Annotated in this window: 26 protein-coding genes; 10 read left to right on the top strand and 16 right to left on the bottom strand. The window is 71.3% G+C overall.

Features of this window, described 5'->3' with window-relative positions; all coding sequences use genetic code 11:
- Window positions 1-12: 12 nt before the first annotated feature.
- The 5 genes from afsQ1 to QOL88_RS24735 all read left to right on the top strand — a co-directional run bounded on the left by afsQ1 (window position 13) and on the right by QOL88_RS24735 (window position 3,853).
- A complete protein-coding gene (gene afsQ1, locus QOL88_RS24755) occupies window positions 13-690 on the top strand; it encodes a two-component system response regulator AfsQ1 (RefSeq protein WP_097219620.1) in 678 nt (225 codons plus the stop codon).
- Window positions 687-2,291, top strand: a complete 1,605-nt coding sequence (locus tag QOL88_RS24750; protein ID WP_097219616.1) for an ATP-binding protein — start codon at window positions 687-689, stop codon at window positions 2,289-2,291. Before afsQ1 ends, QOL88_RS24750 begins: the two co-directional genes overlap by 4 nt.
- Window positions 2,291-2,908, top strand: a complete 618-nt coding sequence (locus tag QOL88_RS24745; protein WP_097223168.1) for a hypothetical protein — start codon at window positions 2,291-2,293, stop codon at window positions 2,906-2,908. Before QOL88_RS24750 ends, QOL88_RS24745 begins: the two co-directional genes overlap by 1 nt.
- Window positions 2,909-2,993: 85 nt before the next feature.
- Window positions 2,994-3,578 (top strand): VanZ family protein, encoded by a 585-nt coding sequence (locus QOL88_RS24740; protein ID WP_097223167.1) that lies wholly within the window; start codon window positions 2,994-2,996, stop codon window positions 3,576-3,578.
- Window positions 3,579-3,640: 62 nt separating this feature from the next.
- On the top strand, window positions 3,641-3,853 hold the full coding sequence (locus QOL88_RS24735) for a PspC domain-containing protein (RefSeq protein WP_031106355.1): 213 nt from the start codon (window positions 3,641-3,643) through the stop codon (window positions 3,851-3,853).
- Window positions 3,854-3,931: 78 nt separating this feature from the next.
- Here the strand turns inward: QOL88_RS24735 and QOL88_RS24730 are convergent, their stop codons facing one another.
- Window positions 3,932-4,285: an ATP-binding protein gene (locus tag QOL88_RS24730; RefSeq protein ID WP_097219614.1), complete on the bottom strand. Its 354-nt coding sequence runs from the start codon at window positions 4,283-4,285 to the stop codon at window positions 3,932-3,934.
- Window positions 4,286-4,426: 141 nt separating this feature from the next.
- Window positions 4,427-5,593 carry an adenosine deaminase gene (locus QOL88_RS24725; protein ID WP_097219610.1) on the bottom strand — a complete coding sequence of 389 codons (1,167 nt, stop codon included), beginning with the start codon at window positions 5,591-5,593 and terminating at the stop codon, window positions 4,427-4,429.
- Between the two features lie 123 nt (window positions 5,594-5,716).
- Here QOL88_RS24725 and QOL88_RS24720 point away from each other — a divergent pair, with 123 nt between their 5' ends.
- Entirely contained in the window at window positions 5,717-6,475 is a 759-nt protein-coding gene (locus QOL88_RS24720; protein WP_097219608.1) for an alpha/beta hydrolase, read from the top strand.
- 72 nt (window positions 6,476-6,547) lie between these two features.
- On the opposite strand, the gene QOL88_RS24715 is transcribed toward QOL88_RS24720, so the two are convergent.
- Entirely contained in the window at window positions 6,548-7,510 is a 963-nt protein-coding gene (locus QOL88_RS24715; RefSeq protein WP_097219606.1) for a LysR family transcriptional regulator, read from the bottom strand.
- A 62-nt stretch (window positions 7,511-7,572) separates the two neighbouring features.
- Here QOL88_RS24715 and QOL88_RS24710 point away from each other — a divergent pair, with 62 nt between their 5' ends.
- Entirely contained in the window at window positions 7,573-8,847 is a 1,275-nt protein-coding gene (locus QOL88_RS24710; protein ID WP_097219603.1) for an MFS transporter, read from the top strand.
- 225 nt (window positions 8,848-9,072) lie between these two features.
- Complete coding sequence (locus QOL88_RS24705; RefSeq protein WP_097223166.1) at window positions 9,073-10,089, top strand: sigma-70 family RNA polymerase sigma factor; 1,017 nt, start codon at window positions 9,073-9,075, stop codon at window positions 10,087-10,089.
- Here QOL88_RS24705 and QOL88_RS24700 read toward each other — a convergent pair.
- Complete coding sequence (locus QOL88_RS24700) at window positions 9,973-10,359, bottom strand: STAS domain-containing protein (protein WP_143668885.1); 387 nt, start codon at window positions 10,357-10,359, stop codon at window positions 9,973-9,975. The two genes, QOL88_RS24705 and QOL88_RS24700, sit on opposite strands and share 117 nt — an antisense overlap.
- Window positions 10,360-10,515: 156 nt before the next feature.
- Between QOL88_RS24700 and QOL88_RS24695 the strand changes: the two genes are divergently transcribed.
- Window positions 10,516-11,436 carry an AEC family transporter gene (locus QOL88_RS24695; protein ID WP_097219601.1) on the top strand — a complete coding sequence of 307 codons (921 nt, stop codon included), beginning with the start codon at window positions 10,516-10,518 and terminating at the stop codon, window positions 11,434-11,436.
- Window positions 11,437-11,439: 3 nt separating this feature from the next.
- Here the strand turns inward: QOL88_RS24695 and QOL88_RS24690 are convergent, their stop codons facing one another.
- From QOL88_RS24690 to QOL88_RS24650, 9 genes are all read right to left on the bottom strand, one after another.
- Entirely contained in the window at window positions 11,440-12,024 is a 585-nt protein-coding gene (locus QOL88_RS24690; RefSeq protein WP_097219598.1) for a Uma2 family endonuclease, read from the bottom strand.
- 96 nt (window positions 12,025-12,120) lie between these two features.
- Window positions 12,121-13,404 carry a thymidine phosphorylase gene (locus QOL88_RS24685; RefSeq protein ID WP_097219595.1) on the bottom strand — a complete coding sequence of 428 codons (1,284 nt, stop codon included), beginning with the start codon at window positions 13,402-13,404 and terminating at the stop codon, window positions 12,121-12,123.
- 85 nt (window positions 13,405-13,489) lie between these two features.
- The gene (locus tag QOL88_RS24680) at window positions 13,490-13,894 is read right to left on the bottom strand and encodes a cytidine deaminase (protein WP_097219592.1); all 405 of its coding nucleotides are present in this window, start codon (window positions 13,892-13,894) and stop codon (window positions 13,490-13,492) included.
- On the bottom strand, window positions 13,891-15,156 hold the full coding sequence (locus QOL88_RS24675) for an ABC transporter permease (protein WP_097219590.1): 1,266 nt from the start codon (window positions 15,154-15,156) through the stop codon (window positions 13,891-13,893). The genes QOL88_RS24680 and QOL88_RS24675 overlap by 4 nt, the downstream gene beginning before the upstream one ends.
- Complete coding sequence (locus QOL88_RS24670; RefSeq protein ID WP_097219587.1) at window positions 15,153-16,271, bottom strand: ABC transporter permease; 1,119 nt, start codon at window positions 16,269-16,271, stop codon at window positions 15,153-15,155. Before QOL88_RS24670 ends, QOL88_RS24675 begins: the two co-directional genes overlap by 4 nt.
- A complete protein-coding gene (locus QOL88_RS24665; RefSeq protein ID WP_097219584.1) occupies window positions 16,271-17,842 on the bottom strand; it encodes an ABC transporter ATP-binding protein in 1,572 nt (523 codons plus the stop codon). Before QOL88_RS24665 ends, QOL88_RS24670 begins: the two co-directional genes overlap by 1 nt.
- A 210-nt stretch (window positions 17,843-18,052) precedes the next feature.
- Window positions 18,053-19,099, bottom strand: coding sequence for a BMP family lipoprotein (locus QOL88_RS24660; protein WP_097219582.1), 1,047 nt, complete (start codon window positions 19,097-19,099; stop codon window positions 18,053-18,055).
- Window positions 19,100-19,382: 283 nt separating this feature from the next.
- Window positions 19,383-20,426, bottom strand: coding sequence for a BMP family lipoprotein (locus tag QOL88_RS24655; RefSeq protein WP_097219579.1), 1,044 nt, complete (start codon window positions 20,424-20,426; stop codon window positions 19,383-19,385).
- Window positions 20,427-20,934: 508 nt separating this feature from the next.
- On the bottom strand, window positions 20,935-22,167 hold the full coding sequence (locus tag QOL88_RS24650) for a M20 family metallopeptidase (protein ID WP_097219576.1): 1,233 nt from the start codon (window positions 22,165-22,167) through the stop codon (window positions 20,935-20,937).
- A gap of 289 nt (window positions 22,168-22,456) precedes the next feature.
- Between QOL88_RS24650 and QOL88_RS24645 the strand changes: the two genes are divergently transcribed.
- Complete coding sequence (locus QOL88_RS24645) at window positions 22,457-23,146, top strand: class I SAM-dependent DNA methyltransferase (RefSeq protein ID WP_373559351.1); 690 nt, start codon at window positions 22,457-22,459, stop codon at window positions 23,144-23,146.
- A 10-nt stretch (window positions 23,147-23,156) separates the two neighbouring features.
- Here the strand turns inward: QOL88_RS24645 and QOL88_RS24640 are convergent, their stop codons facing one another.
- Genes QOL88_RS24640 through QOL88_RS24630 form a run of 3 tightly spaced genes read right to left on the bottom strand, consistent with a single transcriptional unit; the run spans window position 23,157 to window position 26,602 of the window.
- Entirely contained in the window at window positions 23,157-24,326 is a 1,170-nt protein-coding gene (locus QOL88_RS24640; RefSeq protein WP_257027885.1) for a ferritin family protein, read from the bottom strand.
- Between the two features lie 46 nt (window positions 24,327-24,372).
- Window positions 24,373-25,311, bottom strand: a complete 939-nt coding sequence (locus tag QOL88_RS24635; RefSeq protein WP_097219572.1) for an N-acetylneuraminate synthase family protein — start codon at window positions 25,309-25,311, stop codon at window positions 24,373-24,375.
- A gap of 13 nt (window positions 25,312-25,324) precedes the next feature.
- A complete protein-coding gene (locus QOL88_RS24630; protein WP_097219569.1) occupies window positions 25,325-26,602 on the bottom strand; it encodes an acylneuraminate cytidylyltransferase in 1,278 nt (425 codons plus the stop codon).
- Window positions 26,603-26,609 lie beyond the last annotated feature (7 nt).

Below are 26,609 nucleotides of genomic sequence, written 5' to 3'. Positions count from 1 at the left end.
CAGAATGAGCGCGTGCCTTCCCTGTTGCTGATCGAGGACGACGACGCCATCCGGACGGCCCTGGAGCTCTCACTGACGCGCCAGGGCCACCGCGTGGCGACCGCTGCCAGCGGTGAGGACGGTCTGAAGCTCCTTCGCGAGCAGCGGCCGGATCTGATCGTGCTGGACGTGATGCTGCCCGGCATCGACGGGTTCGAGGTGTGCCGGCGCATCCGGCGCACGGACCAGTTGCCGATCATCCTGCTGACCGCGCGCAACGACGACATCGACGTGGTCGTCGGGCTGGAGTCCGGCGCCGACGACTATGTCGTCAAACCGGTCCAGGGGCGGGTGCTCGACGCCCGGATCCGGGCCGTGCTGCGGCGCGGCGAGCGGGAGTCGAACGACGCGGCGAGCTTCGGCAGCCTCGTCATCGACCGCTCGGCGATGACCGTGACGAAGAACGGCGAGGACCTCCAGCTCACGCCGACCGAGCTGCGGCTGCTGCTGGAGCTGAGCCGGCGGCCGGGCCAGGCGCTGTCCCGGCAGCAGTTGCTGCGGCTGGTGTGGGAGCACGACTACCTGGGCGACTCGCGGCTCGTGGACGCGTGTGTCCAGCGGCTGCGCGCCAAGGTCGAGGACGTGCCGTCGTCCCCGACGCTGATCCGTACCGTGCGGGGTGTCGGCTACCGGCTGGACGCGCCTCAGTGACCCAGGCGCACCAAGGGGGGGCCCACGGCTGGACCGGGGCGCGCAAGGGAGTTCTGTCGGGGCTGCGCTTCACCAGCCTGCGGCTGCGGCTGGTCGTCGTCTTCGGCCTGGTGGCCCTGACGGCCGCCGTGTCCGCGTCGGGGATCGCGTACTGGCTCAACCGCGAGGCGGTGCTCACCCGCACCCAGGACGCCGTGCTGCGCGACTTCGAGCAGGAGATGCAGAACCGGGCGGGCGCGCTGCCCGAACGTCCGACGCAGGACGAACTGCAGCACACCGCGGGCCAGATGGCGGGCAGCGACCAGCGCTTCAGCGTGCTGCTGGTCGGCCGCGACACCGAGGGCCGGACCGTCTACGGCAGCTCCGGCGGGCTGAACGGCTTCTCGCTCCAGGACGTGCCGAAGTCGCTGCGCACGGCGGTGAACCGGACGCAGAAGGTCGACGGGGCCAACAAGCACCCGTACCACCTGTACTGGCAGCGCATAGTCGACCACGACACCCCGTACCTGGTGGCCGGTACGCGGGTGATCGGCGGCGGCCCGACCGGTTACATGCTCAAGTCGCTGGAGCCGGAGGCCAAGGACCTCAACTCGCTGGCCTGGTCGCTGGGCATCGCCACGGGGCTCGCGCTGATCGGCTCGGCGCTGCTCGCGCAGGCCGCGGCGACGACCGTGCTGAAGCCGGTGCAGCGGCTGGGGGCGGCCGCGCGGCGGCTCGGCGAGGGCAAGCTGGACACCCGGCTGCGGGTGTCCGGGACGGATGAACTCGCCGATCTGTCGCGGACGTTCAACAACGCGGCCGAGGCGCTGGAGAAACGGGTCGCCGACATGGCCGGCCGCGACGAGGCGTCCCGGCGGTTCGTGGCGGACATGAGCCACGAGCTGCGGACGCCGCTCACCGCGATCACCGCCGTGACGGAGGTGCTCGAGGAGGAGCTGGAGGCGGAGACCGGCAGCATGGACCCGATGATCGAGCCCGCCGTCCGGCTGGTGGTCAGCGAGACGCGGCGGCTGAACGACCTGGTCGAGAACCTGATGGAGGTCACGCGTTTTGACGCGGGCACCGCCCGGCTCGTCCTGGACGACGTCGACCTCGCCGACCAGATCACCGCCTGCATCGACGCCCGTGCCTGGCTGGACGCGGTCGAGCTGGACGCCGAGCGTGGCCTGCACGCCCGGCTGGATCCGCGGCGCCTGGACGTCATCCTGGCCAACCTCATCGGCAACGCGCTCAAGCACGGCGGCTCCCCGGTGCGGGTGTCCGTGCGGGAGGCGGACGACAGCATCGTCATCGAGGTGCGGGACCACGGGCCCGGCATCCCGGAGGACGTCCTGCCGCACGTCTTCGACCGCTTCTACAAGGCCAGCGCCTCCCGGCCGCGTTCCGAGGGCAGCGGCCTGGGACTGTCCATCGCGCTGGAGAACGCCCACATCCACGGCGGCGAGATCACCGCGGCCAACTCGCCCGATTCGGGTGCGGTGTTCACACTGCGGCTGCCGCGCGGCACCTCCCCCGCGGAGGAGCAGTCCGCCGAGGACGGGCTGACGCCCGGGAGCGACACCGACCGGCCCCAGGGCGAGGACACGAAGGGGGACGCATGATGACCGCACGTCGCGCGGCCGTGCCCCGTCTGCTGGCCGTTCCGGCGCTCGCCGTGCTGCTGGCCGGCTGCGGGATCCGGGCCACGGAGGTGCCGACGAACTTCGGGCCGGCGCCCTCGCGGGTGCAGTGCTCGCTCGCCGAGCCGGACGTCTCCACGCAGGCGGCCCGCGGGCTGCCGGTGCAGGTGTTCCTGCTGTGCGGGTCGTCGCTGGTGACCGTCGACCGGACCGTGCGGGTCCCGGACGGCGCGGCCGACTCCGAGCGGCGCATCCTGGTCGCGCAGGGCCTGCTGGACCAGCTCGCCGCACCCACGTCGGCCGCCGAGAAGGAGGCCGGCTACAGCACGGACGTGCGCGGCGGCATCACCGTCGGCGGGCCGCGCCCCGGCGACCCGGACGACACGCTGCGGCTGAGCACCGCACCGGCCGGCCTCACCTCGTACGCCCTCGCGCAGGTCGTCTGCACCTTCTCCGACTCGGCGGCGGCCGAGGGGGACGGCTCGGTGGTCCTGGGCGGGCCGGGCGCCGACTCCCCGCGCCGCTACGAGTGCACCGACGAGGTGCGGGCCCGGCCGGGCGGCACGGAACCGCCCTCGAAGGACGCGGCCGGGGAGTGATCCGCCCCGCCTGTGGCGTATGCCTCACAGGGCAACCGGGGCCCATCCCGGAACCGATCCTGCCGGAGGCGGCGTCTTGGGGGTCGTGCAGCGTCAAGGCTCCATCGGCGGCAGCGCCGCGTTCCGCATCCGTGTGACAGGGGGTGTCCTCCTCGTCGCCCACCTCGCGTTCGTCGCCTGGTTCACGCTGCGGCCACTGGACGTGCCCTGGGTGATGCCCGCCAATCTGCGGCCGTTCGCCGGTATCCGGGCCGATCTCGCCCTGGGCTGGCCGGAGGCGGCCCGGCGGATCGGCGAGGGGCTGGCCCTGCTCGCCCCGCTGGGTGTGCTGCTGCCGTTGGTCGGTGGCAGACCGGTCGTCTCGCCGCTGGCGTCCCTGCTGCGCACCGTCACGGCCGGCGCCCTGCTGTCCTGGGGCATCGAGCTGTTGCAGACGGGCGTGCCCGGCCAGGTCGTCGACGTCGACTCGCTGTTCCTGAACACCCTGGGCGTGGCCCTCGCGCATCTCGCGCTGGTCCCGGCGGGCCGCTCCTGGCTGCGCCGCCGCACCACCGCCCGCTCGCTCCGCGCGCCCCTGGCCCCGGAGGAGCCGGCTCAGGGTCGGACCCCGACGATTCCCAGGGTCGGGATCGCCCCGTGGAGCGACGCTTTGCCCCCTTCGTCTCCGTAGCGTGGAGTGCAGATGGGGTACTCGGACGAGAGGCCTCACACACCCTCACGAAGGAGTCGCACATGTCCCGCCTCGCCCGCCCCACCCACGGCCGCATGATCGGCGGAGTGTGCGCCGCGCTGGCACGGCGCTTCGGCACCTCCGCGACGACGATGCGGGTGATCTTCCTGATCTCGTGCCTGCTGCCCGGCCCGCAGTTCCTGCTGTACATCGCGCTGTGGATCGTGCTCCCGTCGGAGGACAAGGTCCACGGCAAGACTCAGACGGCCTGGTGACGCTCGCTGCGCGAACGCCGATGGGGCGCACCCCGTGCGGGTGCGCCCCATCGGCATGTGTCCGCCTCGGCGGGAGGGTCAGCCGACCGGCACGCCGTTCACCGGCAGGCCGTGCGTGGGCAGGCCCTGCACCGGGAGGCCGCCCAGGAGCTTGGCGGCCGGGCCCGTCGGGCCGTTGGCGAGGATCTGCTCGGCGACCGGCTGGGCGGCGGCCAGACCGGCGCCGGCCGCCGTCTGCCCCTGACCCAGCGCCTCACCCGAGCCCGGCAGCGCCTGGGAGAGCTGCTCCGCCGGGAGCGCCGTGGTGACGGTCTCCAGCGTCTGGGCGGTGTCCGGGAGGGCCGGGGCGGCGTTGGCGGCGCCCGCGCCGGCGGCGGCGAAGGCGGCACCGAGAGCGGCGACACCGAGGGACTTGGCAGCAGACTGCTTCATGAAATGCGTCCTCGTAACGGGATGACGGGGTGGGTGAGCGGTCCAGCGACCGTAAACACCCCGTGCCACCCGCCGCAAACATCGAAATGCGGACGGATGGTGAACACCGTCCGCATCCGCTGTGTGCCGAATACCCCGGACTCAGCCCTCCGAATCGGCAGAACCGCTGGTGGAGGCGGTCTGACGGAACAGCCATTCGGATTTCAGCTCGGCATATCCGGGCTTGATGACGTCATTGATCATGGCCAGTCGTTCATCGAAAGGAATGAACGCTGATTTCATCGCATTGACGGAGAACCACTGCATGTCGTCGAGCGTGTATCCGAATGCCTCGACGAGGTGCTCGAATTCCCGGCTCATGCTGGTGTGCGACATAAGACGATTGTCCGTATTGACGGTGGCGCGGAAATGCAGTCGGCGCAGCAGCCCGATCGGGTGCTCGGCGTACGAGGCGGCCGCGCCGGTCTGGAGGTTGGAGCTCGGGCACAGCTCCAGCGGGATGCGCTTGTCCCGGACGTAGGAGGCGAGCCGCCCGAGTTCGACGCGGCCGTCCTCGTGGACCTGGATGTCGTCGATGATCCGCACACCGTGCCCGAGCCGGTCGGCGCCGCACCACTGGAGGGCCTGCCAGATGGAGGGCAGACCGAAGGCCTCGCCGGCGTGGATGGTGAAGTGGTTGTTCTCGCGCTTGAGGTACTCGAAGGCGTCGAGGTGCCGGGTGGGCGGGTAGCCGGCCTCGGCGCCCGCGATGTCGAATCCGACAACACCGCCGCCCGCAAGGTCCCGGTAACGGTTGGCGAGTTCGGCGATCTCCAGCGCCCGGGCCGCGTGCCGCATGGCGGTGAGGAGCGCGCCCACGCGGATGCGCTGCCCGTTCTCGCGTGCGCGCCGCTCCCCTTCCCGGAAGCCCTCGTTGACGGCCTCGACGACCTCTTCGAGACCGAGGCCGCCCTCCAGGTGCTGCTCGGGGGCGTAGCGCACCTCGGCGTAGACGACGCCGTCCGCGGCCAGGTCCTCGGCGCACTCGGCGGCGACCCGGATCAGGGCGTCACGGGTCTGCATGACGCCGACGGTGTGGGAGAACGTCTCCAAGTACCGTTCCAGGGAGCCGGAGTCGGCGGCCTCGCGGAACCAGACGCCGAGCTTCTCGGGGTCGGTGTCGGGGAGCTGGGTGTAGCCGCTCTCGCGGGCGAGTTCGACGATCGTGCCGGGGCGCAGACCGCCGTCGAGGTGGTCGTGCAGCAGAACCTTGGGCGCCCGGCGGATCTGGTCCGGTGTCGGGGTGTTCGCGATGGTCTGGCTCGTCATTTCCGCACTCTAACTCCTACGCGCGTAGACGGCGCGTTCCCGGACGCTCGACGTTTTCGTCGATACGTAACGGTGATCCCGAGGACGGGTCGTGTACACCCGCGCTTCTGACACTGTTCTGTCATGGCACACCAAGCGACGCCGGTTCGCAGGGCCCGGCTGGGCAGGGCACTCGGTCCGGAGCCGACGGCGGTGAGCGGCGCGGTGCTGCTGCTCCCCGGCGGCGACGAGGTATCCGGCCGCAGACCGTCACCCATGCTGGCGACCGCCTCCGTGCGCGGCGTCGGGCGCCGGCTGGCCCGCGCGGGCCGGCACGAGGGTCTCGCCGCGCACGTCGTGCACTACCGCTACCGCGGGTGGAACGGCAGCGAGGCCAATCTCGCGCAGGACGCGACCTGGGCGGCCGACGAGATCGTACGGCGGTACGGGGACGTCCCGGTCTGCCTCGTCGGGGTCGGGATGGGCGGCCGGGCGGGCTTGCGGGCGGGCGGCCACGAGGCCGTCAACTCCGTGCTGGCGCTCGCCCCTTGGCTGCCGGAGGAGGATGTCGCGGCGCCACCCGAACCGGTGAAGCAGCTGGTCGGGCGCCAGGTGCTGATCGTGCACGGCACGAACGACGGGCGGACGGATCCGGAGCTGTCGTTCCGGCTGGCGACCCGGGCGAAGAAGGCCAACCGGGACGTGTGCCGGTTCGAAGTGCACGCGGACGGGCACGGGTTGCATCAGTACCGGGACGAAGTGCTGGCTCTGGCCGAGGACTTCGTGATGGGGGCGTTGTTCGGGCGGGCGCTGTCGCGGCCCGTGCGGGACGCGTTCGCGGCGCCGCCGCCGCTCGGGTTGCGGATGCCGCTCGCTGCGGGGTTCAGCCCCTCGGGGCGGTAGCGCCGTCGGGGTGCGTCGTGATTTTTCGGGGTGCGGGTTCGTCGTGGCTGATCGCGCCGTTCCCCGCGCCCCTCAGGTGGGGAGCAGACTGCCTCTCCTCGAGAGCAGGAACTTCTTGAAAGCCGCCACCGGGGGTGTGTCCGGGTGGCCTTCCAGCCAGGCGACCCCGATTTCGCGAGCCGCCCTCGGGGCCGTGACCGTCAGTTCCACCACGCCCGGTCGGGGGACGGCCGGCGGGGGCAGGAGGGCCACCCCGAGGCCCGCCGCCACCAAACCCCTCAGCGTTTCCGCCTCCTCCCCCTCGAAGGCGATGCGGGGCTTGAAGCCGGCCTCCTTGCACAGGTCGTCGGTGATGCGGCGCAGGCCGTAACCGGGCTCCAGGGTGACGAAGGTTTCGTCCGCGGCCTCGGCGAGGCGGATGCGGCGGCGGCCTGCCAGGGAGTGGTCGGCGGGGACGACCAGGCGCAGCTTCTGCTCGTCCAGGCGGCGGGCCACGAGGTCGGGGGCGTCCGGTACCGGCGACGTCAGGCACAGGTCGAGTTCGCCCGCGCGCAGGCGCTCCAGCATGGCCTCGCCGTAGTTCTGGACAAGGCTGAAGCGGACCCGCGGATGATCGGCGCGGAAGGCGTGCAGCAGGCCCGGGACGGTCTCGGCGCCCATGGTGTGCAGGAAGCCGAAGGCGACCTTGCCGGTGGTCGGATCGGCGTCGGCGCGCACCTCCTCGGCGGCGCGCTCGACCTCGGCCAGCGCGCGTTCCACGGAGGCGAGGAAGGTGCGGCCGGCCGGGGTGAGGGAGACCGTGCGGCCGTGCCGGGCGAACAGGTCGACGCCCAGGTCCTGCTCCAGGCGGGCCATGGAGCGGGACAGGGTCGACTGGGGGACGTTCATCTCCTGGGCGGCCCGGGTGACGTGTTCGGTGCGGGCGACGCCCGCGAAGTACGCGAGGCGCGGCGCCAGCACCTTCGACATCTCTGCCATGTCTTCTGTGTCACTACTTGGTGACAGGCGACCCTGTGAACTCGGTTGATGCACCATGGGAACGATTATGACCGTTCCATGCATTGGACGGATGAGTGTGCTGTCCGTACGTTCGAGGCATGTCTCCCGCCAGTACCGGGGCGTCCACCGTCGTGGGCGCCGATGTCTCTGTCCCCGCCGCCGACTCCCGTGTCTCCCCGGGCGGACCCGGCTATCGCCGGATGAGTTTCGCCCTCTTCCTCGCGGGTGTCGCGACCTTCGCGCTGCTGTACTCCACCCAGGCCCTGCTCCCGCTGATCTCCGGCGAGTTCGGGGTGGCGGCGAGCGACGCCAGCTGGACGGTGGCCGCCGCGACGGGCGGGCTGGCGCTGTTCGTGCTGCCGATGAGCGCCCTGTCGGAGCGCTTCGGACGCCGGGCGGTCATGACCGGGTCGCTGGCCGTGGCCGTCACGCTCGGGCTGCTGGTGCCCCTCGCCCCCTCTCTCGGTGTGCTGATCGCGCTGCGGGCGCTGCAAGGCGCCGCCCTGGCCGGGCTGCCCGCGTCGGCGACCGCGTACCTCGCGGAGGAGGTCAGCCCCAAGGCGCTGGTCACCGCGATCGGCCTGTTCGTCGCGGGCAACAGCGTGGGCGGGATGAGCGGCCGGGTCATCACCGGCTGGGTCGCGCAGGAGTGGGGCTGGCGCGTGGCCGTCGGCGTCGTCGGGGTGATCGCCGTGGCGTGTGCGGTGGCCTTCCGGCTGCTGCTCCCCGCCCCGAAGCACTTCAGGGCCGGTTCGCTGCGGCCGCGGGTGCTGGCCCGGACGGTCCGTGACCACCTGTCCAACCCGCTGCTGCGCCGGCTGTACGCGATCGGCGCGCTGTTCATGACGGTGTTCGGCGGCGTGTACACGGTCATCGGCTACCGCCTGACCGAGGCCCCGTTCTCGCTGCCGCAGGGCGTCATCGGCTCGATCTTCCTGGTGTACCTGGTCGGTACGGTGTCGGCGTCCACGGCGGGCCGGCTGGTCGGCCGGCTGGGCCGCCGTGGCGCGCTGTACGCGGGCGGCGGTACGACGGCGGCGGGCCTGCTGCTGTCCCTGGCGGGCTCCCTCCCGCTGGTCCTGCTGGGTCTGGTGCTCATCACGGCCGGCTTCTTCGCGGGCCACGCGGTCGCCTCCTCGGCGGTCAGCAAGACGGCCACGCACGGCAGGGCCCAGGCCTCGGCGCTGTACCAGTCGGCGTACTACATCGGCTCCAGCGCGGGCAGCACGGTCGGCGCGATCGCGTTCCACGCGGGCGGCTGGGCCGGGACGGTCGGGGTCGGACTCCTGGCGGTCCTGGGCGTCGTGACGATCACCGTCCTCGGGACCCGGGCGGCCCGGCTCCAGCGCCGGCAACTGGCCACGGCCGCCTGAGCCTCGACGCCACTCCCCCTGTTCAGGGTGCCGGTGGCCGGCGGGGGCGGATACCGTCCGCATCCGCCGGCCACCGGACCGGGCAGGGGGATTCTCCGTTCTGGACCACCCCGTTCGACCTGCGCCTTTGTGCGCTCGGGGGGCCGTTGTCAGTGGGCTGCGGTAGCTTCCGAAGTGCTGGAGCGCGATGGCGCGTGAACAGGACTTCCACAGGGGTGGGTGGAGATGGCGAACAGCACGGCGACACCGATGGACCTGGACACCAGGCTGGAGGCACACCGAACCGAGCTGACGGGGTACTGCTACCGCATGCTCGGCTCCTCCTTCGAGGCGGAGGACGCGGTGCAGGACACGATGGTCCGCGCCTGGCGCAGCTACGACAAGTTCGAGGGCCGCTCCAGCCTGCGCTCCTGGCTCTACCGGATCGCGACCAACGTGTGCCTGGACATGCTGACCGCGGGCAACAAGCGCGCCCGGCCCATGGACCTGACCGAGTCCACCCCGCTCGCCCGGGCCGCCCTCTCCCCCCGCCCGGACAACACCTGGCTGGAGCCCATGCCGGACGCCCGTGTGCTGCCCACGACGCACGACCCGGCGGAGGCGGCGGTCGCCAAGGAGTCCGTGCGGCTGGCCTTCATGGCCGCCCTCCAGCAGCTCCCCGCCAAGCAGCGTGCCGTGCTGATCCTGCGCGAGGTCCTGGCCTGGAGGGCCAGCGAGGTCGCCGAGCTGCTGGACACCTCGGTGGCGTCGGTGAACAGCGCCCTCCAGCGGGCCCGTGCCACCCTGGCCGAGCGGCAGGAGCCGGGCGCCGAGGCGGCCGTGTCCGACCCTCTGGACGAGGACCAGCAGAAGCTGCTGGACCGCTATGTCGCGGCCTTCGAGGGATACGACATGACGGCGCTGACGGCCCTGCTGCACGAGGACGCCGTCATGACGATGCCGCCGTTCGACCTCTGGCTCACCGGCACGCGGGACATCACCGGCTTCATGACCACCCTCGGCGCGCCCTGCGCGGGCTCCCGGCTGGTGCCCGTCCAGGTCAACGGCCTGCCGGGGTTCGCCCAGTACAAGCCGGACCCGGACAAGGGCGGCTTCATGCCGTGGGCGGTCCAGGTGCTGGAGATCTCAGAGGGCCGCATCACCGGGTTCCACTGCTTCCTCGACACGCAGCGGTGGTTCCCGCTCTTCGACCTCCCCCTCCACCTCGAAGCGGAGACCGACCAGGTCGAGCAGGGCGCGTAGGGCCGGGTCGGGGTCGCGCAGCCGTATCCGTCCCCCGGCCCGGCGGGCGGCCAGCTGGAGCCTCGCCAGGAGGTCGACGGCGGCGAGGCCCGGCGGCCCCAGACCCGCGACGTCGCACACCACGACCCGGGCACCGCTGCCGTGCAGCAGTGCCCGCACATCGTCGCTGAGCCCTCTCACCTCGTCCCGGGTGACGGGGCCGGGCAGTACGAGCACGGGCGGTGTCATGGCGTCCACAATCGGTAGACCGGGCGGGCGGGCGTAACTCATCGCGGTGGTCGGCCCCGGCGCGCGCCGTGCGGACCGGGCGGCGCCGCGAGGATCACATTGACCTGGGCAGTGCCTTCCCCGGAGGGTTGGCTGTATGCCCCAACCATCTCCCCCTGCCGCGCTGCCCGATGCTCGCTTCGCCGGTGAGGGGGCGCCGTGCAGGGGGTGCTGAGCGGGTTCGCGGTCATCGCCGTCGTCATCGGCGTCGGCTATCTGATCGGCCGCCGGGGGTATCTGGGCGACGGCGGCCGCGAGGTCCTGACCAAGCTCGCCTTCCACGTGGCGTCCCCGGCGCTGCTCTTCACGACCCTCGCGCAGGCCGACCTGTCGGTGATCTTCTCCGACCGGCTGCTGGTCACGGCGATGAGCACGGCAGCGGCGGCGGGTGTCTTCGTGGCGGTGGGTGCGGTCCGGGGGTGGGGTGTGGGCCGGACGACGATCGGCGCGCTGTGCTCCAGCTACGTCAACTCCGGGAACCTGGGCATCCCGATCGCCGTGTACGTGCTGGGTGACGCGTCCCTGGTCGCGCCGGTACTGCTGTTCCAGCTGGTCGGTGTCACACCGGTGGCGCTGACGGTCCTGGACCTGGCGAGCGGCGGCGAGAAGCGGCCCCTGTGGCAGCGGCTGCTGACGCCGCTGCGCAATCCGATAGCCCTGGGCTCCCTGGCCGGGGTGGCGGTCTCGGCGTCGGGCCTCACGGTGCCGGGCCCGCTGATGGACCCCCTGACCCTGATCGGCAACATGTCGGTCCCGGCGGTCCTGCTGGCCTTCGGCATCTCCCTGCGCGGCAGCACGCTCCCGCTGCGCGGCGCGGAACGGGCCCCCGTCCTCCTCGCCGTGACCCTGAAGTCCGTGTTCCAGCCCCTGGTCGCCTACGCCCTGGCGGCGGGCGTCTTCGGCCTGCGCGGTGCCCTGCTGCTCGACGTGGTGGTGACGTCCGCGCTGCCGGCGGCGCAGAACCTGTTCACGTACGCGAGCAGCTACCGGGTGGGCGAGGTGCTGGCGCGGGAGGCGATCCTGCTGTCGACGGTGCTGGCGGTGCCGGTGCTGGTGGTCGTGGCGGCGGTCTTGGGATGACGGTCAGTCGACCGGAAACTCGCTGGTGTCGATCGTCACGTCGAACGGGTCCGGCAGCTTGATGGGATCACCGAACTTCACGGCGCTCAGGACGCGGTAGACATCACCCTTCGACTCGCCGTAGAGCGTCACGGTGGGGCCTCCGGGAGCCCAGCGGTCGACGAGGAGATAGAGCGGGATCCTGGCGGCAGCGTAGGCGGCGGGCTTGCTGACGCGGTCGTGGCGGGCGTTGGACTTGGAGGTCACCTCGACGACGAGCTCGGCCAGGGCTGCCGGGATGTGGGAGTCCGCCTCCGCGCACTCCTGCACGGGCGCCACGAGCAGGTCTGGGATGAACATGCCCAGACGCGACGGCACAGCGATCGCCATCGTCTGGAAGATCTCCCAGTCTTCGGGGATGGCGGAGTACAGGCGGCGCTGAATGCGGGCCGCGATCACGTTGTGGCGGGACGCGGGAGCAGGTGACACGGTGATGATCCCCTCGATGATCTCCACCTTGCTGCCCTCAGGCCATTCCATCTCCTCCCAGAACCGGACGAGGTCGTCCCAGTTCTGGTCAGGGTCCTGGCTCACGGTGAGTGCGCTCATGGCGGTCTCCTCTTCGGTGCGTCACCGACCCCAGCATGCCGAACGGGACCGGCGGGGGTCCACCGGTCCCGTTCATCCGAAAGGGAAACCGCCTGGTCAGGCGATACGTTCCAGCACCACCGGCGACGGTGTGAAGTCCGTCCCGGGCGCTGCGACGTCGTAGGAACCCTCGACCGCCTGGAGGGCGTACTCGAAGCGCTCGGGGGTGTCCGTGTGAAGGGTCAGCAGGGGCTGGCCCTCGGTGACCTGGTCGCCGGGCTTCGCGTGCATCTCGATGCCGGCGCCCGCCTGCACCGGGTCCTCCTTGCGGGCGCGGCCCGCGCCGAGGCGCCAGGCCGCGACGCCGATGTCGTAGGCGTCGAGGCGGGTCAGCACGCCCGAGGCCGGGGCCTTGATCACGTGCTGCTCGCGGGCCACCGGAAGCGTCGCGTCCGGGTCGCCGCCCTGGGCCGCGATCATGCGCCGCCAGACGTCCATCGCCGAGCCGTCGGCCAAGGCCTTCGCCGGGTCGGCGTCCCTGATGCCCGCAGCGTCCAGCATTTCGCGGGCCAGGGCGACCGTCAGCTCGACCACGTCGGCCGGGCCGCCGCCCGCCAGGACCTCCACCGACTCGCGGACCTCCAGGGCGTTGCCGGCGGTCAGACCCAGCGGGGTGGACATGTCCGTCAGGAGCGCGACCGTCTTCACCCCGTGGTCGGTGCCGAGGCCGACCATCGTGGAGGCCAGTTCGCGGGCATCCTCGAGCGTCCGCATGAAGGCGCCGGTGCCGACCTTCACGTCCAGGACCAGCGAGCCCGTGCCCTCGGCGATCTTCTTGGACATGATCGAGGAGGCGATCAGCGGGATCGCCTCCACCGTGCCGGTGACGTCCCGCAGGGCGTAGAGCTTCTTGTCGGCGGGGGCCAGGCCGTCGCCCGCCGCGCAGATGACCGCGCCGGTGGTGTCGAGGACGTTCAGCATCTCCTCGTTGGACAGCAGCGCACGCCAGCCGGGGATGGACTCCAGCTTGTCCAGGGTGCCGCCGGTGTGGCCGAGGCCGCGGCCCGACAGCTGCGGGACGGCCGCGCCGCAGGCGGCGACCAGGGGGGCCAGCGGCAGTGTGATCTTGTCGCCGACGCCGCCCGTGGAGTGCTTGTCGGCGGTCGGGCGGGACAGGGACGAGAAGTCCATGCGCTCGCCGGAGGCGATCATCGCGGCCGTCCAGCGGGCGATCTCGCGGCGGTTCATGCCGTTCAGCAGGATCGCCATGGCGAGAGCTGACATCTGCTCGTCGGCGACCTCCCCGCGGGTGTACGCGTCGATGACCCAGTCGATCTGCGCGTCGCTGAGCTCACCGCGGTCCCGCTTGGTGCGGATGACGGAGATGACGTCCATGGCCATGGCTTGGCTTCCTTCCGATGTTTCCAGAAGCCGTACGGCCCCCCTGAGCCGGTCGCGTGAGCAACTCAGAGGGGCCGCACGGAAGTTACTTGCTGAGATGCTCCGGGCCGAAGGCCTGGGGCAACATGTCCGAGAGCGGCAGGATCCCCTCTGGGGTCTCCAGCAGGAGGTCCGGGCCGCCGAACTCGTGGAGCAGTTGGCGGCAGCGGCCGCACGGGACGAGCGTGTCGCCGTCGCGGTCGACGCAGGTGAAGTGCGTCAGCCGGCCGCCGCCGGTGTTGTGCAGCTCGGACACCAGGCCGCACTCGGCGCACAGTCCGAGGCCGTACGAGGCGTTCTCGACGTTGCAGCCCGAGATAATCCGGCCGTCGTCGACCAGGGCCGCCACACCGACCGGGAAGCCGGAGTAGGGGGCGTACGCCCGGGACATGGCGTCCCGGGCCACCGCACGCAGTTTCTCCCAGTCGACGGCCGGGGCGGAGCCGGTCACTTGCCCTGCCCCTTCCGGTACGGCAGCCCGTCCGCCTTGGGCATCCGCAGCCGCTGGGCCGACATGGCGAGGACCACCAGGGTGATGACGTACGGCGTGGCGGAGACCACCTGGTTCGGGACCTCGTCGGTGGTGGCGTACCAGGCGAACACCAGGGCGGCGACCACCGCGGTGATCATCGACGGGGCGTACTTCTTGCGGACGACCAGCCAGATGGCGCCGATGATCAGCAGGAGCGCGCCGAGCAGCAGCAGGGCGTGGACGTTGGCGGAGCCGCCGCGCAGGTTGAGGCTGTCGGTGTAGCCGAACAGGCCCGCGCCGAGGGCGAGGCCGCCCGGCATCCAGTTGCCGAAGATCATCGCCGCGAGGCCGATGAAGCCGCGTCCGCTGACCTGGCCCTCCAGGTAGAAGGGGTTGGCCACGGTCGACAGGAAGACACCGCCGAGGCCGGCCAGTCCGCCGGAGATGACGACGGCGATGTACTTGTACTTGTAGACGTTGACGCCGAGGGACTCGGCGGCGACCGGGTTCTCGCCGCAGGAGCGCAGGCGCAGGCCGAACGCGGTGCGCCACAGGATCCACCAGGTGGCGGGGATCAGCGCGATCGCGATCAGGGTCAGCCAGGACACGTTGGTGACGAGGCCGCCGAGCAGGCCCGCGATGTCGGAGACGAAGAACCAGCCCTGGTTGTTCAGGTCGCGCAGTGCGTCGGACAGTCCCGGCACCGTGAAGTGGCCGAGGGAGTCGACCGCCGGGGACTGCTTGGCGGAGCCGCCCGTGTGGCCCTCGAAGGCGAGGGGCGCGAGGTAGCGGGTGGCGCCGAGGGCGAGGATGTTGATGGCCACACCGGAGACGATGTGGTTGACGTTGAAGGTGACGGTCACGAAGGCGTGCAGCAGACCGCCGATCGCACCGCCGAGGATGCCGACCAGGACACCGGTCCACGGGCCCCACTGGAAGCCGGCCCAGGCGCCGAACCAGGTGCCGAGGATCATCATGCCCTCGAGGCCGATGTTGACCACGCCCGCGCGCTCGGCCCACAGTCCGCCGAGACCGGCGAGGCCGATCGGCACGGCGAGCTGGAGCGCGGTGGACATCTGGCTGACGTTGGTGATGCCGTCGGCGCCGGTGATGAGGCGCACGATCGAGGTGAGCGCCAGGCCTCCGGCGATGATGAGCAGCAGGACGGGCCACGACAGGCGGCGGCCGGTCGGCGCCGCGGGCTGCAGCGTGGGCTGGTTGACGTCGGTCGCGGTGGTCATCGGCCAGCCACCTCCTTCGTGTTCTGAGCGCCGAGGACGTGTCCGGCGGCGAGTTCGGCGCCGACGCGACGCTGCTGGCGGCGCAGACCCCATTCGCGGACGGCCTCGTAGGAGACGACGACCGAGAGGACGATCAGGCCCTGCATGATGACCGCGATCTCCTTGTCGTAGCCGTGGAAGTCCAGCTCCGGCGAGGCCTTGTCGAGCCAGGCCCACAGCAGGGCGGCGAAGGCGATGCCGACGGGGCTGTTGCGGCCGAGCAGGGCGATGCCGATGCCGAGGAAGCCGATGCCGGTGGGGAAGTTCAGGCTGTAGGTGTGGGTGTCGCCGAGCAGGATCGGCAGGCCGGCGAGGCCCGCGATGCCGCCGGAGATCAGCATGGCGGTCAGCACCATGCGCTTGGGGTCGACACCGCTGGCCGCTGCGGCCGTCGTCGAGGCGCCGGAGGCGCGCAGGTCGAAGCCGAAGCGGGTGCGGTTGAGGACGACCCAGTAGCCGATGCCCAGCAGCACGGCGAGCAGCACCAGGCCGTAGATCTCGCCGGCGTCGCCCATCGGGATGCCGGGGATCCAGCCGGACTCGTACATCTCGCCGGTGGTGTTGTTGTTGCCGACCTTCACGCCGAAGACGTCCGGCAGCCACAGGTAGGCGATCACGGAGGTGGCGATCGCGTTGAGCATGATCGTGGCGACGACCTCGCTGACGCCGCGGGTGACCTTGAGGACGCCGGCGATGCCGGACCAGAAGGCGCCGGTGAGGACGGCGGTCAGGAGCAGCAGCGGGACCTGGAGGGCGGCCGGCAGGTTCACATGGGCGCCGACGACGGCGGCCATCATGGCGCCGAGCTGGTACTGGCCGTCGACGCCGATGTTGAACAGGTTCATCCGGAAGCCGATGGCCACCGCGAGGGCCGCGATGTAGTACATCGAGGCCTGGTTGATGATCAGGACCTGGATGTCGGAGAAGCCCAGCTGCTCGAACATCAGGGTGAACGGCTCGAAGGGGCTCTTGCCCGACGCGAGCAGCACGATCGCGCTCAGGACGAAGGCCACGGCCAGCGCGATGACCGGTCCGGCCACCGCGAGGAGCACGCGCTCCTTGTCGAACTTCTTCATCAGCGGGCCTCGTCTTCCGGAGACTCGGGGGCGTCGGCCTTCGAGATCTCGGGGGTGTCGTCGTGCGCGAGGTGCCCGGTGGCGGCGCCGGTCATGGCCGAGCCGAGCTCCTCGGGGGTGATGGTGGCCGGGTCGGCGTCCGCGACCAGCTTGCCGTTGTAGATGACGCGCAGGGTGTCGGACAGGCCGATCAGCTCGTCCAGGTCGGCGGAGATCAGCAGCACGGCCAGGCCTTCGCGGCGGGCGTCGCGGATGTGGTCCCAGATGGCGGCCTGGGCGCCGACGTCCACGCCCCGGGTGGGGTGCGCGGCGATGAGGAAGCGGGGCTTGTGGCTCATCTCGCGGCCGACGATGAGCTTCTGCTGGTTGCCGCCGGACAGGGACGCGGCGGTGACGTCGATGCCGGGGGTCCGGACGTCGTACTCCGTCACGATCCGGCGGGTGTCCTCCTGGGCCGCCTTCGGGTCCAGCCAGACGCCCTTGGCGAGGGGCTTCTCCGTGACGTGGCCGAGGATGCGGTTCTCCCAGAGGGGCGCCTCCAGGAGGAGGCCGTGGCGGTGCCGGTCCTCGGGGATGTAGCCGATGCCCTGCTCGCGGCGCCGGCGGGTGGGCCAGGCGGTGATCTCCTCGTCGGCGAGCCGGATGGTGCCGCTGTCGGCGGACCGCAGGCCGATGAGTGCGTCGACCAGTTCGGTCTGGCCGTTGCCCTCGACGCCGGCGATGCCGAGGACCTCGCCCGCGTGGATGGTGAAGCTGATGTCGTCGAGGAGGGCCTTGCCGCCGGGGGCCGCGAGGCGCACCTGGTCGACGGTGATGACCGGGCGGTCGGTGACCGTGGACTCGGCCGTCTCGGGCGTGGGCAGCTCGCTGCCGACCATCATCTCGGCGAGCTGACGGGGCGTCGTCTCGGCGGGGACGGCCGTGCCGACGGTGGTGCCGCGGCGGATGACGGTGATCTCGTCGGCGACGGAGAGCACCTCGCCGAGCTTGTGCGAGATGAAGATGACGGACAGGCCCTCGGAGCGCAGTTCGCGCAGGTTGGCGAAGAGCGCGTCCACTTCCTGCGGCACGAGCACGGCGGTCGGCTCGTCGAGGATGAGGGTGGTGGCGCCGCGGTAGAGGACCTTGAGGATCTCCACGCGCTGGCGGGCGGCGACGCCGAGCTCCTCGACGAGGAGGTCGGGCTCGACGTCGAGGCCGTAGCGCTCGGAGAGCTCCTTGATCTTGCGGCGGGCCTTGGCGCCGATGCCGTAGAGCTTCTCGCTGCCGAGGACCACGTTCTCGAGGACCGTGAGGTTGTCGGCGAGCATGAAGTGCTGGTGGACCATGCCGATGCCGCGGACGATGGCGTCGGCCGGCGACGAGAAGGTGACCTTCTCGCCGTTGACAGCGATGGTGCCCTCGTCCGGCTTCTGCATGCCGTAGAGGATCTTCATCAGCGTGGACTTGCCGGCACCGTTCTCGCCGACGAGGGCGTGAACGGTGCCCTTGCGGACGCTGAGGTGGATGTCGTGGTTGGCCACGACTCCGGGGAAACGCTTGGTGATCCCGGCGAGTTCGACGGCGGTCACCGATTCGTTGACCGCCGCTCCGGCCGGAGGGCTGCTGGACGCGTTGATGGCGCACTCTCCTGGGGACGGGGGTCGTCTACGCGCGTAGCGCCCCTACGGCATACAAAGGGGCCGACGCCCCGCGGCAACGGGGCACGAGGAGCGGCTCCCCGTGCCCCGTCGAGCGGACGTAACCCCGGGGGTTACCGCCTGCTTCGAGGCAGTCGCTCGTCAGCTGCTCTTGACCTTGATCTCGCCGCTGATGATCTTCTCCTTGGCCGTCTTGATGGCTGCCTGGAGCTCGGCGTCGTCCGCGAACTTCGGGTTGGAGTTCGACAGGCTCACCTCGCCGGTCTTCAGATCGCCACGAACGATACCGGTCTCGGGCTTGCCGTCCTCGACCGACTTCGCCAGGTTGTACACCGCCTTGGAGACGTCCTTCATCGCCGAGGTGAGGATCGAGTCCTTGTACTTGGCGAGGGCTTCCTGCTGGTACTGGTCGGAGTCGACACCGATGGCCCACACCTTCTGGGTGGCCGCGGCCTCGATGACACCCTGACCGGACAGACCGGCGGCCGCGTAGACCACGTCGGCCTTCTTCTCGATCTGACCCTCGGCAGCCGTCTTGCCCTTGTCGGGGCTGGCGAAGCCGCCCTCCTCGGCCGTCTGCGTGAGGTACTGCGAGAGGACCTTGACCTTGGGGTCGGTGGCCTTGACGCCCTGCGCGAAGCCCGCCTGGAACTTGTGGATCAGCGGGATGTCCACACCGCCGACGAAGCCGACGACCTTCGACTTGGTGGTCTTGGCGGCGGCGACACCGGCCAGGTAGGAGGCCTGCTCCTCGTTGAAGACCAGGTCGGCCACGTTCTTGGTGTTGATCGTGGCGTCGTCGACGATGCCGAAGGTGGTGTCCGGGAACTTCTCCGCGGCACCCTTGACGGCCGCGGCGTACGCGTAGCCGACACCGATGACCGGGTTGTGCCCCTGCTTGGCCAGGGAGACCAGGCGCTGCTCCTTGTCGGCGTCCGTCTCGCCCTCAGTGGGCTCCACGTCGGCCGTCTGGTACCCGAACTCCTTCTTCGCCTGCTCCAGGCCCGCGTACGCGGCGTCGTTGAAGGACTGGTCACCCTTGCCGCCGACGTCGTACGCGATGGCGAGCCCCTTGTCGCCCTTCGAGTCGGACGACCCGGAGGTCGAGGTGCTGCCGCAGGCGGAGAGGGCGAGGGCCAGGGAGGCGGTCGCTGCGCCTGCGACCGTGATCCGGGAAATCCGGCGCATGTGTGGGTGCTCCTGTCGTACAACCGAGGTCGCACAGCGCCGGGACGGTTCAGCTTCAGCGCTGGCTTCGCCGCAGATTAACGCGCGTAGACCTGCCTGAAAACCCCTTCTGTCCACCTTGTTATGCGCCCGTGCCCAAGCCATCACCCGGACTTGGCCGGGGCGTTGCCGACCGCAAACGGGGCGTGGCGCTGGGTGATCCGGTTCCGGGAGAGCCGGACAGCGCGAAGCGGGCGGGCGCCCAGGGGGTGCCCGCCCGCTTCGGCTGGTCAGACCGGTCGGCTCACTCGGTGTTGACCTTGATCTTGCCGTCGATGATCTCCTGCTTGGCCTTGTTCACGGCGTCCTGGAGACCCGCGACCTTGGCGTACTCGGGGTTGGAGTCGGAGAGCCCGACACCGTTGACCTTCAGGTCGAAGGTCTGGGTGCCCGACAGCGGCTTGTCGTCGTGGACCGACTTGGACAGCGCGTAGACCGCGCCGCCGACGTCCTTGAGGGCGGAGGTGAGGATGTAGTTCTTGTACGGCGCCAGGGCTGCCTGCTTGTACTGGTCGGAGTCGACGCCGATGGCCCAGACCTTCGCCTTGGCCGCGGCCTCGATGACACCCTGGCCGGACAGACCGGCGGCCGCGTAGAGCACGTCGGCCTTCTTCTCGATCTGGCCCTCGGCGGCGGCCTTGCCCTTGTCGGGGCTGGAGAAGCCGCCCTCCTCAGCCGTCTGCGTCAGGTACTGCGACAGGACCTTCACCTTGGAGTTGGTGTCCTGCACGCCCTGCTTGTAGCCGGCCTCGAACTTGTGGATCAGCGGGACGTCGACACCGCCGACGAAGCCGACGACGTCGGTCTTCGTGGCCTTGGCGGCGGCGACACCGGCGAGGTACGAGGCCTGCTCCTCGGCGAAGACGAGGGAGGCGACGTTCTTGCCCTCGACGACCGAGTCCACGATGCCGAAGGTGGTCTTCGGGTACTTGGGGGCCACGGCCTTCAGCGCCGGGCCGTAGGCGAACCCGATGCCGATGACCGGGTTGTAGCCCTGCTTGGCCAGCGACGCCAGGCGCTGCTCCTTGTCGGCGTCCGTCTCGCCCTCGGTGGGCTCGATGTCGGCCGTCTTGTAGCCGAACTCGTCCTTGGCCTTCGTCAGACCGGCGTACGCGGCGTCGTTGAAGGACTGGTCGCCCTTGCCGCCGACGTCGTACGCGATGGCGAGGCCCTTGTCGTTGCTGTCGCTGCCGCCGCTGTCACCGCTGGTGCCGCCGCAGGCCGTGGCGACGAGCCCGAGCGACGCGACCCCCACCGCGACACGGGTCAGTTTGGAAATCCGACGCATCTGAAGTTCCCCATTCTCCAAAGCCCCGCGATGGGTGCTCGGTTCGGCGCACATTAACGCGCGTAGACACTCCTGGGAACGGTTCGCCGCGGGGCCGTTATCCATTCGTGCCGATGGCCGGTTACGCCCTTGTGAACCACGGGATCGAACGGGGTCGAAAGGTGTACTCGGGGACACGGCGTGTGCCTACCTCGTGACGCGCACCAGGCTGCCGTGGGGGTGGGCCGCGCGCAACCGGAGGCTCCGCCGGGTGGGTGGGGGTTGGGTCGGGTGGGTGACGTGGCTCGGGCGGGGCGGGGTTGTCGGCCTGGGCCTGGTGCGGCGCCGTCGTGGCTGGTTGCGCAGTTCCCCGCGCCCCTATATGCCGTGCGGCGCCGTCGTGGCTTGTCGCGCCGTTCCCCGCGCCCCTGAGAACGCCCGTGCGGCGCCGTCGCGGCTTGTCGCGCCGTTCCCCGCGCCCCTGAGGGCGCGTTTTCGCTCACGTCCCTCTAGGACGTGGGCGTGGCGTCTAGCGGAGGCCGTTGACCAGGGCCGCTGCTGTGAAGAGTTCTACTCCTACCGTGATGGCCGATTCGTCGACGTCGAAGTCGCCCTGGTGGAGGTCGCGGATCTGGCGTTCGCCGGGGGTGCGGACGCCGAGGCGGGCCATGGCGCCGGGTACGTGCTCCAGGTACCAGGAGAAGTCCTCGCCGCCGAGGCTCTGCTCGGTGCCCTCGACGGACTCGACGCCGCGCCGGGCGATCATGGCCTCGCGCAGCAGTTCGGTGACGCCGGGCTCGTTGACCACGGGCGGGACACCGCGCACGTAGTTGATCTCCGACTTGGCGCGGTGGAGGTTGGCGATCTCGTCGATGGCCGCGACGACGACGTCGGGAGCCTGCCGCCACGCCTCGAGGTCGAGGCAGCGCACGGTGCCGGAGAGCTCGGCGTGCTGCGGAATCACGTTCGGGGCGTGGCCCGACTCGACACGGCCCCAGGTGATGGCGAGCCCGCTGCGGCTGTCGAAGCGCCGGCCGACCAGCGCGGGCACGTCGGTGACGACGCGGGCGGCGGCGGTGACCAGGTCGGTCGTGAGGTGGGGGCGGGCGGTGTGGCCGCCCGGGCCGTCGAGGCCGACCTCCAGCCGGTCACAGGCGGAGGTGATGGGGCCCTCGCGCAGACCGATCCTGCCCGCGTCCACCCGGGGGTCGCAGTGCACGGCGATGATCGCGCCCACGCCTTCCAGCGCGCCGCACTTGATGACGTCGGCGGCGCCGCCGGGCAGCACCTCCTCGGCGGGCTGGAAGATCAGCCGGACCGGGCGGGGCAGCGCGCCCCTCCGGTGCAGCTCGGCGAGGACCAGACCGGCGCCGAGGACGACGGTGGTGTGCACGTCGTGACCGCAGGCGTGCGCGCGGTCGGGCACGGTGGAGCGGTACGGGCAGTCCGCCTTGGTGTCCGGGATGGGCAGGCCGTCGATGTCGGCCCGCAGGGCGAGCATGCTGGGGCCTCCGTCCCACTGCTCGCCCTCCACACCGATGTCACAGACGAGTCCGGTCCCCACGGCGAGGACGCGCGGCTTGAGGCCGGCCCGCTCCAGCCGCTCCTTGATCGCGGCGGTGGTGCGGAACTCCTGGTTGCCGAGCTCCGGGTGCATGTGCATGTCGCGTCGGAACGCGATGAGCTCGGCCCGCAGAGCGTCGGGCAGCGCACCGGGAAGTACGGCTCCTCCGGGAAGATCGACCTCGGACTCCAGTGACATCAGTGGCTTCACCCTTTGAAGGGTAGGGCGCCGAGGCGGTCGACCAACCCTGGATCAACAAAACTTCAACCCGAAAGGGGAAGAAAACATGACCGCCGGACGCATAGCTGTCAAGTGAGATGGGTAGACTGGCCAGCCTTTTGGGCCGGGCCCGGCCTCCCACCCCCCGGGGTGTGACTTCGACCACATGCCCGTCACGACTCCGGTATCCATCCATCCTCTCCACGGATACCACGCCTTGCGCGGCGAACACGGGTGTGTTCGTCTGCCGGACGCGCGCCCCGCTAGTCTGCGCCCCGTGCGCGCCCCCGAGTTCTTACGGTCCACGCAGGCCTCGTACGACACCATCGCCGAGGCCTACGCCGCCGAGCACCCCGACAGCCTGGCCGGCAGACCGCTGGAGCGGGCGCTGCTGACGGCCTTCGTGGAGCTGGTCCGGGCGCCGGGGGTGCCGGGGAGGCCTCCGGTCGCGGACCTCGGCAGCGGGCCGGGGTACGTGACGGCGCGGCTGCACGAGGCCGGACTGCCGGTCTTCGGGGTCGACGCGTCGCCCCGCATGGTGGCGCTGGCCCGCCGGGCGCACCCGGAGCTGCGCTTCCACGTCGGTTGCATGACCGCGCTGGACCTGCCGGACGAGACGCTCGGCGGCGTCGTCGCGCTCTACTCGATCATCCACGTGCCGGACGATCACCTGCCGGCCGCCTTCGCCGAGTTCCGCCGTGTCCTGCTGCCGGGCGCGCCCGTACTGCTCGGCTTCCAGTCCGGGGACGAGGACGGGCACCGGCGCCTGACCGAGCGGTACGGGCGGGAGATCGCGCTCGACTACTACTGGCGCACCCCGGACACGGTCGCCGCGCACCTGGCGGAGGCGGGGCTGGAGCTGCACGCCCGCGTCCTGCGCGAGCCCGGCCCCGGGGAGAAGCTGCCGCGCGCGTTCCTGCTGGCGCGCAGGCCCGGGCCGGTGCCGCGGGAGGTGTGAGCGGGGCGCGTCACGACGCCGCCGGGCCGACCAGGCCCGCGGAGGGCGGCGTGGCGGTGAAGGGGGCCTGGCCGGACGGAGTCGTCGGGTTCACCGCGTTCCCTTGGTTCGGGGCCGCCGGCGGAGTCGTCGGGGAGAGCCGGTGGACGTCCCGGGCCGTGCCCGTGACCCCGGACAGGAAGCCCTGGGCCCGCGGGGAGGCGTTCTCGGTCAGCCAGGCGGGGTCGATGTCGCAGACGGCGACGCGGACCTCCGTGCCGGACAGGGCGAGGGGGAGGGTGTGGACCACCGTGGACGGGAAGCTGAGCACCGTCCGGCCGATGGGGCCGCGGCGGGCGATCAGTTCGAGGGGGAGTTCGGGGCGGACGATCTCCAGGCCCGTCGCGGCGGCGAGGCGGTGGAGCTTGTCCGTGCTCTCGCGGCGGTGGGCGAAGTAGCGGGTGGCGCCGTGGGCCGACGCCAGGGCGTGGACGGCCTCCAGGTAGCGGCCGTCGTCCACCACCCCGGTCTCCACCAGGGACGTGCCCACCATGTCCGCGCCCTTGGTGATGCGGGGCGGGCCGAAGCGCGTCCGGGTCCAGGCGAAGGTGTTGGCGTGGACGGTCACGCCCGCCGGGGTCTCCTCCATCGGCATGGAGGAGAAGATCTCGATGTGGCGGCGCTCGCCGGGGGTCAGCCGGCGGCGGGCCGACGCCGACACCGGCGCGAAGACGACGTCCCGCGGGCCGGGGCGGCCGCCCTTGCGGTGCCAGCGCACCAGGCGTTCGCCCCGGGCCAGCTGCCCCACGAACTCCATCGTCGCCGTGCCGTCGTCGACGACGACCAGGTCACGGGCGCGGGTGATGGTCAGCAGCAGCTGGACGTAGCGGGAGAAGGGGTCCCCCAGCACGACCCGGCGTGCCCTGCGCAGCAGGCCGGACAGGCCGCCGATGGTCTGGAAGGGCGCGAGGGGCCCGCCGCGCGCTTCCTCCCAGCGGACCTGGTGCCCCTCGTCGCGGGCCAGGTCGGACATCCGCCGCAGCTGGCCGCGCGTCATCGGGTCGACGGGTGACAGCACCACGAGGGTGAGCCCCACGCCGGGCGCGTGCGCGTGCGCCCACTCCAGCACGTTCAGCAGCTGTACCGGGCTCTCGACGAAGGCGAGAGTGTGGGGGCCGGCGTTCCCGGCGCGGGGGCTCATCGACGTACGACCGTCCCGTGGTGAGGGGGGTTGTGGGGGTGGGGGATCAGACGCCGACCGGCTCGCCCGCGGCGTCGGCGATCTCCGCCTCGGCGACCACACCGCTGACGCGGCGCAGCTTCTTCATCGGGCCGAGCTCGGACTCGTAGACCTTCTTGACGCCGTCACCGAGGGAGGCCTCGATGGTGCGGATGTCGCGGACGAGGCGGGTGAGGCCCTGCGGTTCCACGGACGCGGCCTGGTCCGAGCCCCACATGGCGCGGTCGAGGGTGATGTGACGCTCGACGAAGGTGGCGCCCAGGGCGACCGCGGCGAGGGTGGTCTGCAGGCCGGTCTCGTGGCCGGAGTAGCCGATCGGGACGTTCGGGAACTCCTGCTGGAGGGTGTTGATGACGCGCAGGTTGAGCTCCTCGGCCTTGGCCGGGTAGGTCGACGTGGCGTGGCACATCAGGATGTTGTCGGAGCCGAGGACCTCGACGGCGTGGCGGATCTGCTTCGGCGTCGACATGCCGGTGGAGAGGATCACGGCGCGGCCGGTGGAGCGCAGGGCGCGCAGCAGCTCGTCGTCGGTGAGGGAGGCGGAGGCCACCTTGTGGGCGGGGACGTCGAACTTCTCCAGGAAGGCGACGGCCTCGGTGTCCCACGGGGAGGCGAACCAGTCGATGTTCTTCGACTTGCAGTAGTCGTCGATCGCGCGGTACTCGTCCTCGCCGAACTCCACGCGGTGGCGGTAGTCGATGTAGGTCATCCGGCCCCAGGGCGTGTCGCGCTCGATGTCCCACTGGTCGCGCGGGGTGCAGATCTCCGGGGTGCGCTTCTGGAACTTGACGGCGTCGCAGCCGGCCTCGGCGGCGGCGTCGATCAGCTTGAAGGCGTTCTCGAGCTCGCCGTTGTGGTTGATGCCGATCTCACCGCAGACGTAGACCGGACGGTCCGGGCCGACCTCGCGCGAACCGAAGCGGCGGATACGGGAGTTGGTGCTCATGGCAGAGATGTCCTTACTTGGTGAGGGAATCGAGAGAGGGGCCGAGGATCCAGCTGGCGATCTCTCGGATCGCGCCGTCTCCACCGGGGACGGTGGTGACCGCGCGTGCGGCGCCGCGCACGACGTCGTGGGCGCTCGCGACCGCCACGGGCCAGCCCACGAGGGCGAAGCACGGGAGGTCATTGACGTCGTTGCCGACGTAGAGCACGCGCTCCGGCGCGATGCCCTGCTCCTCGCACCACTGCTTCAGCGCGAGGTCCTTGCGGTCGATGCCGTGCAGCACCGGGAGCTTCAGCTTCCGGGCCCGGGCGGCGACCACAGGGTTCTGTTCCGTGGACAGGATCAGCATCTTCAGGCGACCGCTCGCACGGAGGGCCGCGATGCCGAGTCCGTCCCCGCGGTGCACGCAGACGAACTCCCGTCCGTCGGAGTCGACGAGCACCCGGTCGTCGGTCTGGGTGCCGTCGAAGTCGAGGACGACCGCGTCGATGTCGTCGGCGGTCGGGAGCGCGCCGGGCCGGTCCGCGTCGAAGAGCGGGGCGAGGGCCCGGGCGCGGGCGAGGTCGTGCGGGTCGTCGATCTCCAGCACGCGCGCGGGGTCCGTACGGACCAGCTCGGTGCGGCCGAAGAAGCGGTGCTGGTGCTTGCGGAAGCCGGCGGCCTCCATGGCGTAGGCGGCGCCGGTCTCCAGCAGGTCCTGGGGGCGGTCCTGGCGGCGGGGCCGGAAGGACTTGTCGTGGTTGACGCCGTAGCCGCCGCCGACGGCCGTGTCGGCCTCCGTGGCGGAGCCGGCCGCGACGACGTCCTCGGCGGACTCTTCGTCCCGCCAGATGAACCCGTGGAAGGGGGCCACCGTGACCGCCGTGTCGGCGCCGTTCTCGACGATCGCGCCCGCGACCCCGTCGATGTCCTCGCGGACGATGAACGGGCTGGTGCACTGCACGAGCAGGACGACGTCCACGACCGCGCCGTGCAGGGCCTCGTGCGCGTCCACGGCGTGCAGGACGGCGGCCTCGGAGGTGGCCGTGTCGCCGGCGATGGCGGCGGGGCGCAGCACGACCTCGGCGCCGGCCTCACGGGCGGCGGCCGCGATGGCCTGGTCGTCGGTGGAGACCACGACGTCGGTCACCAGCCGGGCGGCCCGGCACTCGCGCACCGCGCGCGCCACCAGCGGGACGCCGCCGACGGGGAGGAGGTTCTTCGCGGGGACGCCCTTGGAGCCGCCGCGGGCGGGGATCACCGCGAGCACGCGGCGCATCGAGGCGCCTCGGCCCGCTTCCGGTCGGGACATGGGGTCT

Source organism: Streptomyces sp. Ag82_O1-12 (genome assembly GCF_900182715.1).
GTDB lineage: Bacteria > Actinomycetota > Actinomycetes > Streptomycetales > Streptomycetaceae > Streptomyces > Streptomyces massasporeus.
Note: the sequence above shows the minus strand (reverse complement) of the source record. Positions and strands in the feature narration are given on the sequence as shown.

Bases quoted from the DNA above. Each gene is read 5' to 3' on its own strand.
- QOL88_RS24745 (WP_097223168.1), top strand. From the start codon at position 2,291: ATGACCGCACGTCGCGCGGCCGTGCCCCGTCTGCTGGCCGTTCCGGCG.
- QOL88_RS24735 (WP_031106355.1), top strand. From the start codon at position 3,641: ATGTCCCGCCTCGCCCGCCCCACCCACGGCCGCATGATCGGCGGAGTG.
- QOL88_RS24730 (WP_097219614.1), bottom strand. From the start codon at position 4,285: ATGAAGCAGTCTGCTGCCAAGTCCCTCGGTGTCGCCGCTCTCGGTGCC.
- QOL88_RS24725 (WP_097219610.1), bottom strand. From the start codon at position 5,593: ATGACGAGCCAGACCATCGCGAACACCCCGACACCGGACCAGATCCGC.
- QOL88_RS24720 (WP_097219608.1), top strand. From the start codon at position 5,717: ATGGCACACCAAGCGACGCCGGTTCGCAGGGCCCGGCTGGGCAGGGCA.
- QOL88_RS24715 (WP_097219606.1), bottom strand. From the start codon at position 7,510: ATGGTGCATCAACCGAGTTCACAGGGTCGCCTGTCACCAAGTAGTGAC.
- QOL88_RS24710 (WP_097219603.1), top strand. From the start codon at position 7,573: ATGTCTCCCGCCAGTACCGGGGCGTCCACCGTCGTGGGCGCCGATGTC.
- QOL88_RS24705 (WP_097223166.1), top strand. From the start codon at position 9,073: ATGGCGAACAGCACGGCGACACCGATGGACCTGGACACCAGGCTGGAG.
- QOL88_RS24700 (WP_143668885.1), bottom strand. From the start codon at position 10,359: ATGAGTTACGCCCGCCCGCCCGGTCTACCGATTGTGGACGCCATGACA.
- QOL88_RS24690 (WP_097219598.1), bottom strand. From the start codon at position 12,024: ATGAGCGCACTCACCGTGAGCCAGGACCCTGACCAGAACTGGGACGAC.
- QOL88_RS24685 (WP_097219595.1), bottom strand. From the start codon at position 13,404: ATGGCCATGGACGTCATCTCCGTCATCCGCACCAAGCGGGACCGCGGT.
- QOL88_RS24675 (WP_097219590.1), bottom strand. From the start codon at position 15,156: ATGACCACCGCGACCGACGTCAACCAGCCCACGCTGCAGCCCGCGGCG.
- QOL88_RS24670 (WP_097219587.1), bottom strand. From the start codon at position 16,271: ATGAAGAAGTTCGACAAGGAGCGCGTGCTCCTCGCGGTGGCCGGACCG.
- QOL88_RS24660 (WP_097219582.1), bottom strand. From the start codon at position 19,099: ATGCGCCGGATTTCCCGGATCACGGTCGCAGGCGCAGCGACCGCCTCC.
- QOL88_RS24655 (WP_097219579.1), bottom strand. From the start codon at position 20,426: ATGCGTCGGATTTCCAAACTGACCCGTGTCGCGGTGGGGGTCGCGTCG.
- QOL88_RS24650 (WP_097219576.1), bottom strand. From the start codon at position 22,167: ATGTCACTGGAGTCCGAGGTCGATCTTCCCGGAGGAGCCGTACTTCCC.
- QOL88_RS24640 (WP_257027885.1), bottom strand. From the start codon at position 24,326: ATGAGCCCCCGCGCCGGGAACGCCGGCCCCCACACTCTCGCCTTCGTC.
- QOL88_RS24635 (WP_097219572.1), bottom strand. From the start codon at position 25,311: ATGAGCACCAACTCCCGTATCCGCCGCTTCGGTTCGCGCGAGGTCGGC.
- QOL88_RS24630 (WP_097219569.1), bottom strand. From the start codon at position 26,602: ATGTCCCGACCGGAAGCGGGCCGAGGCGCCTCGATGCGCCGCGTGCTC.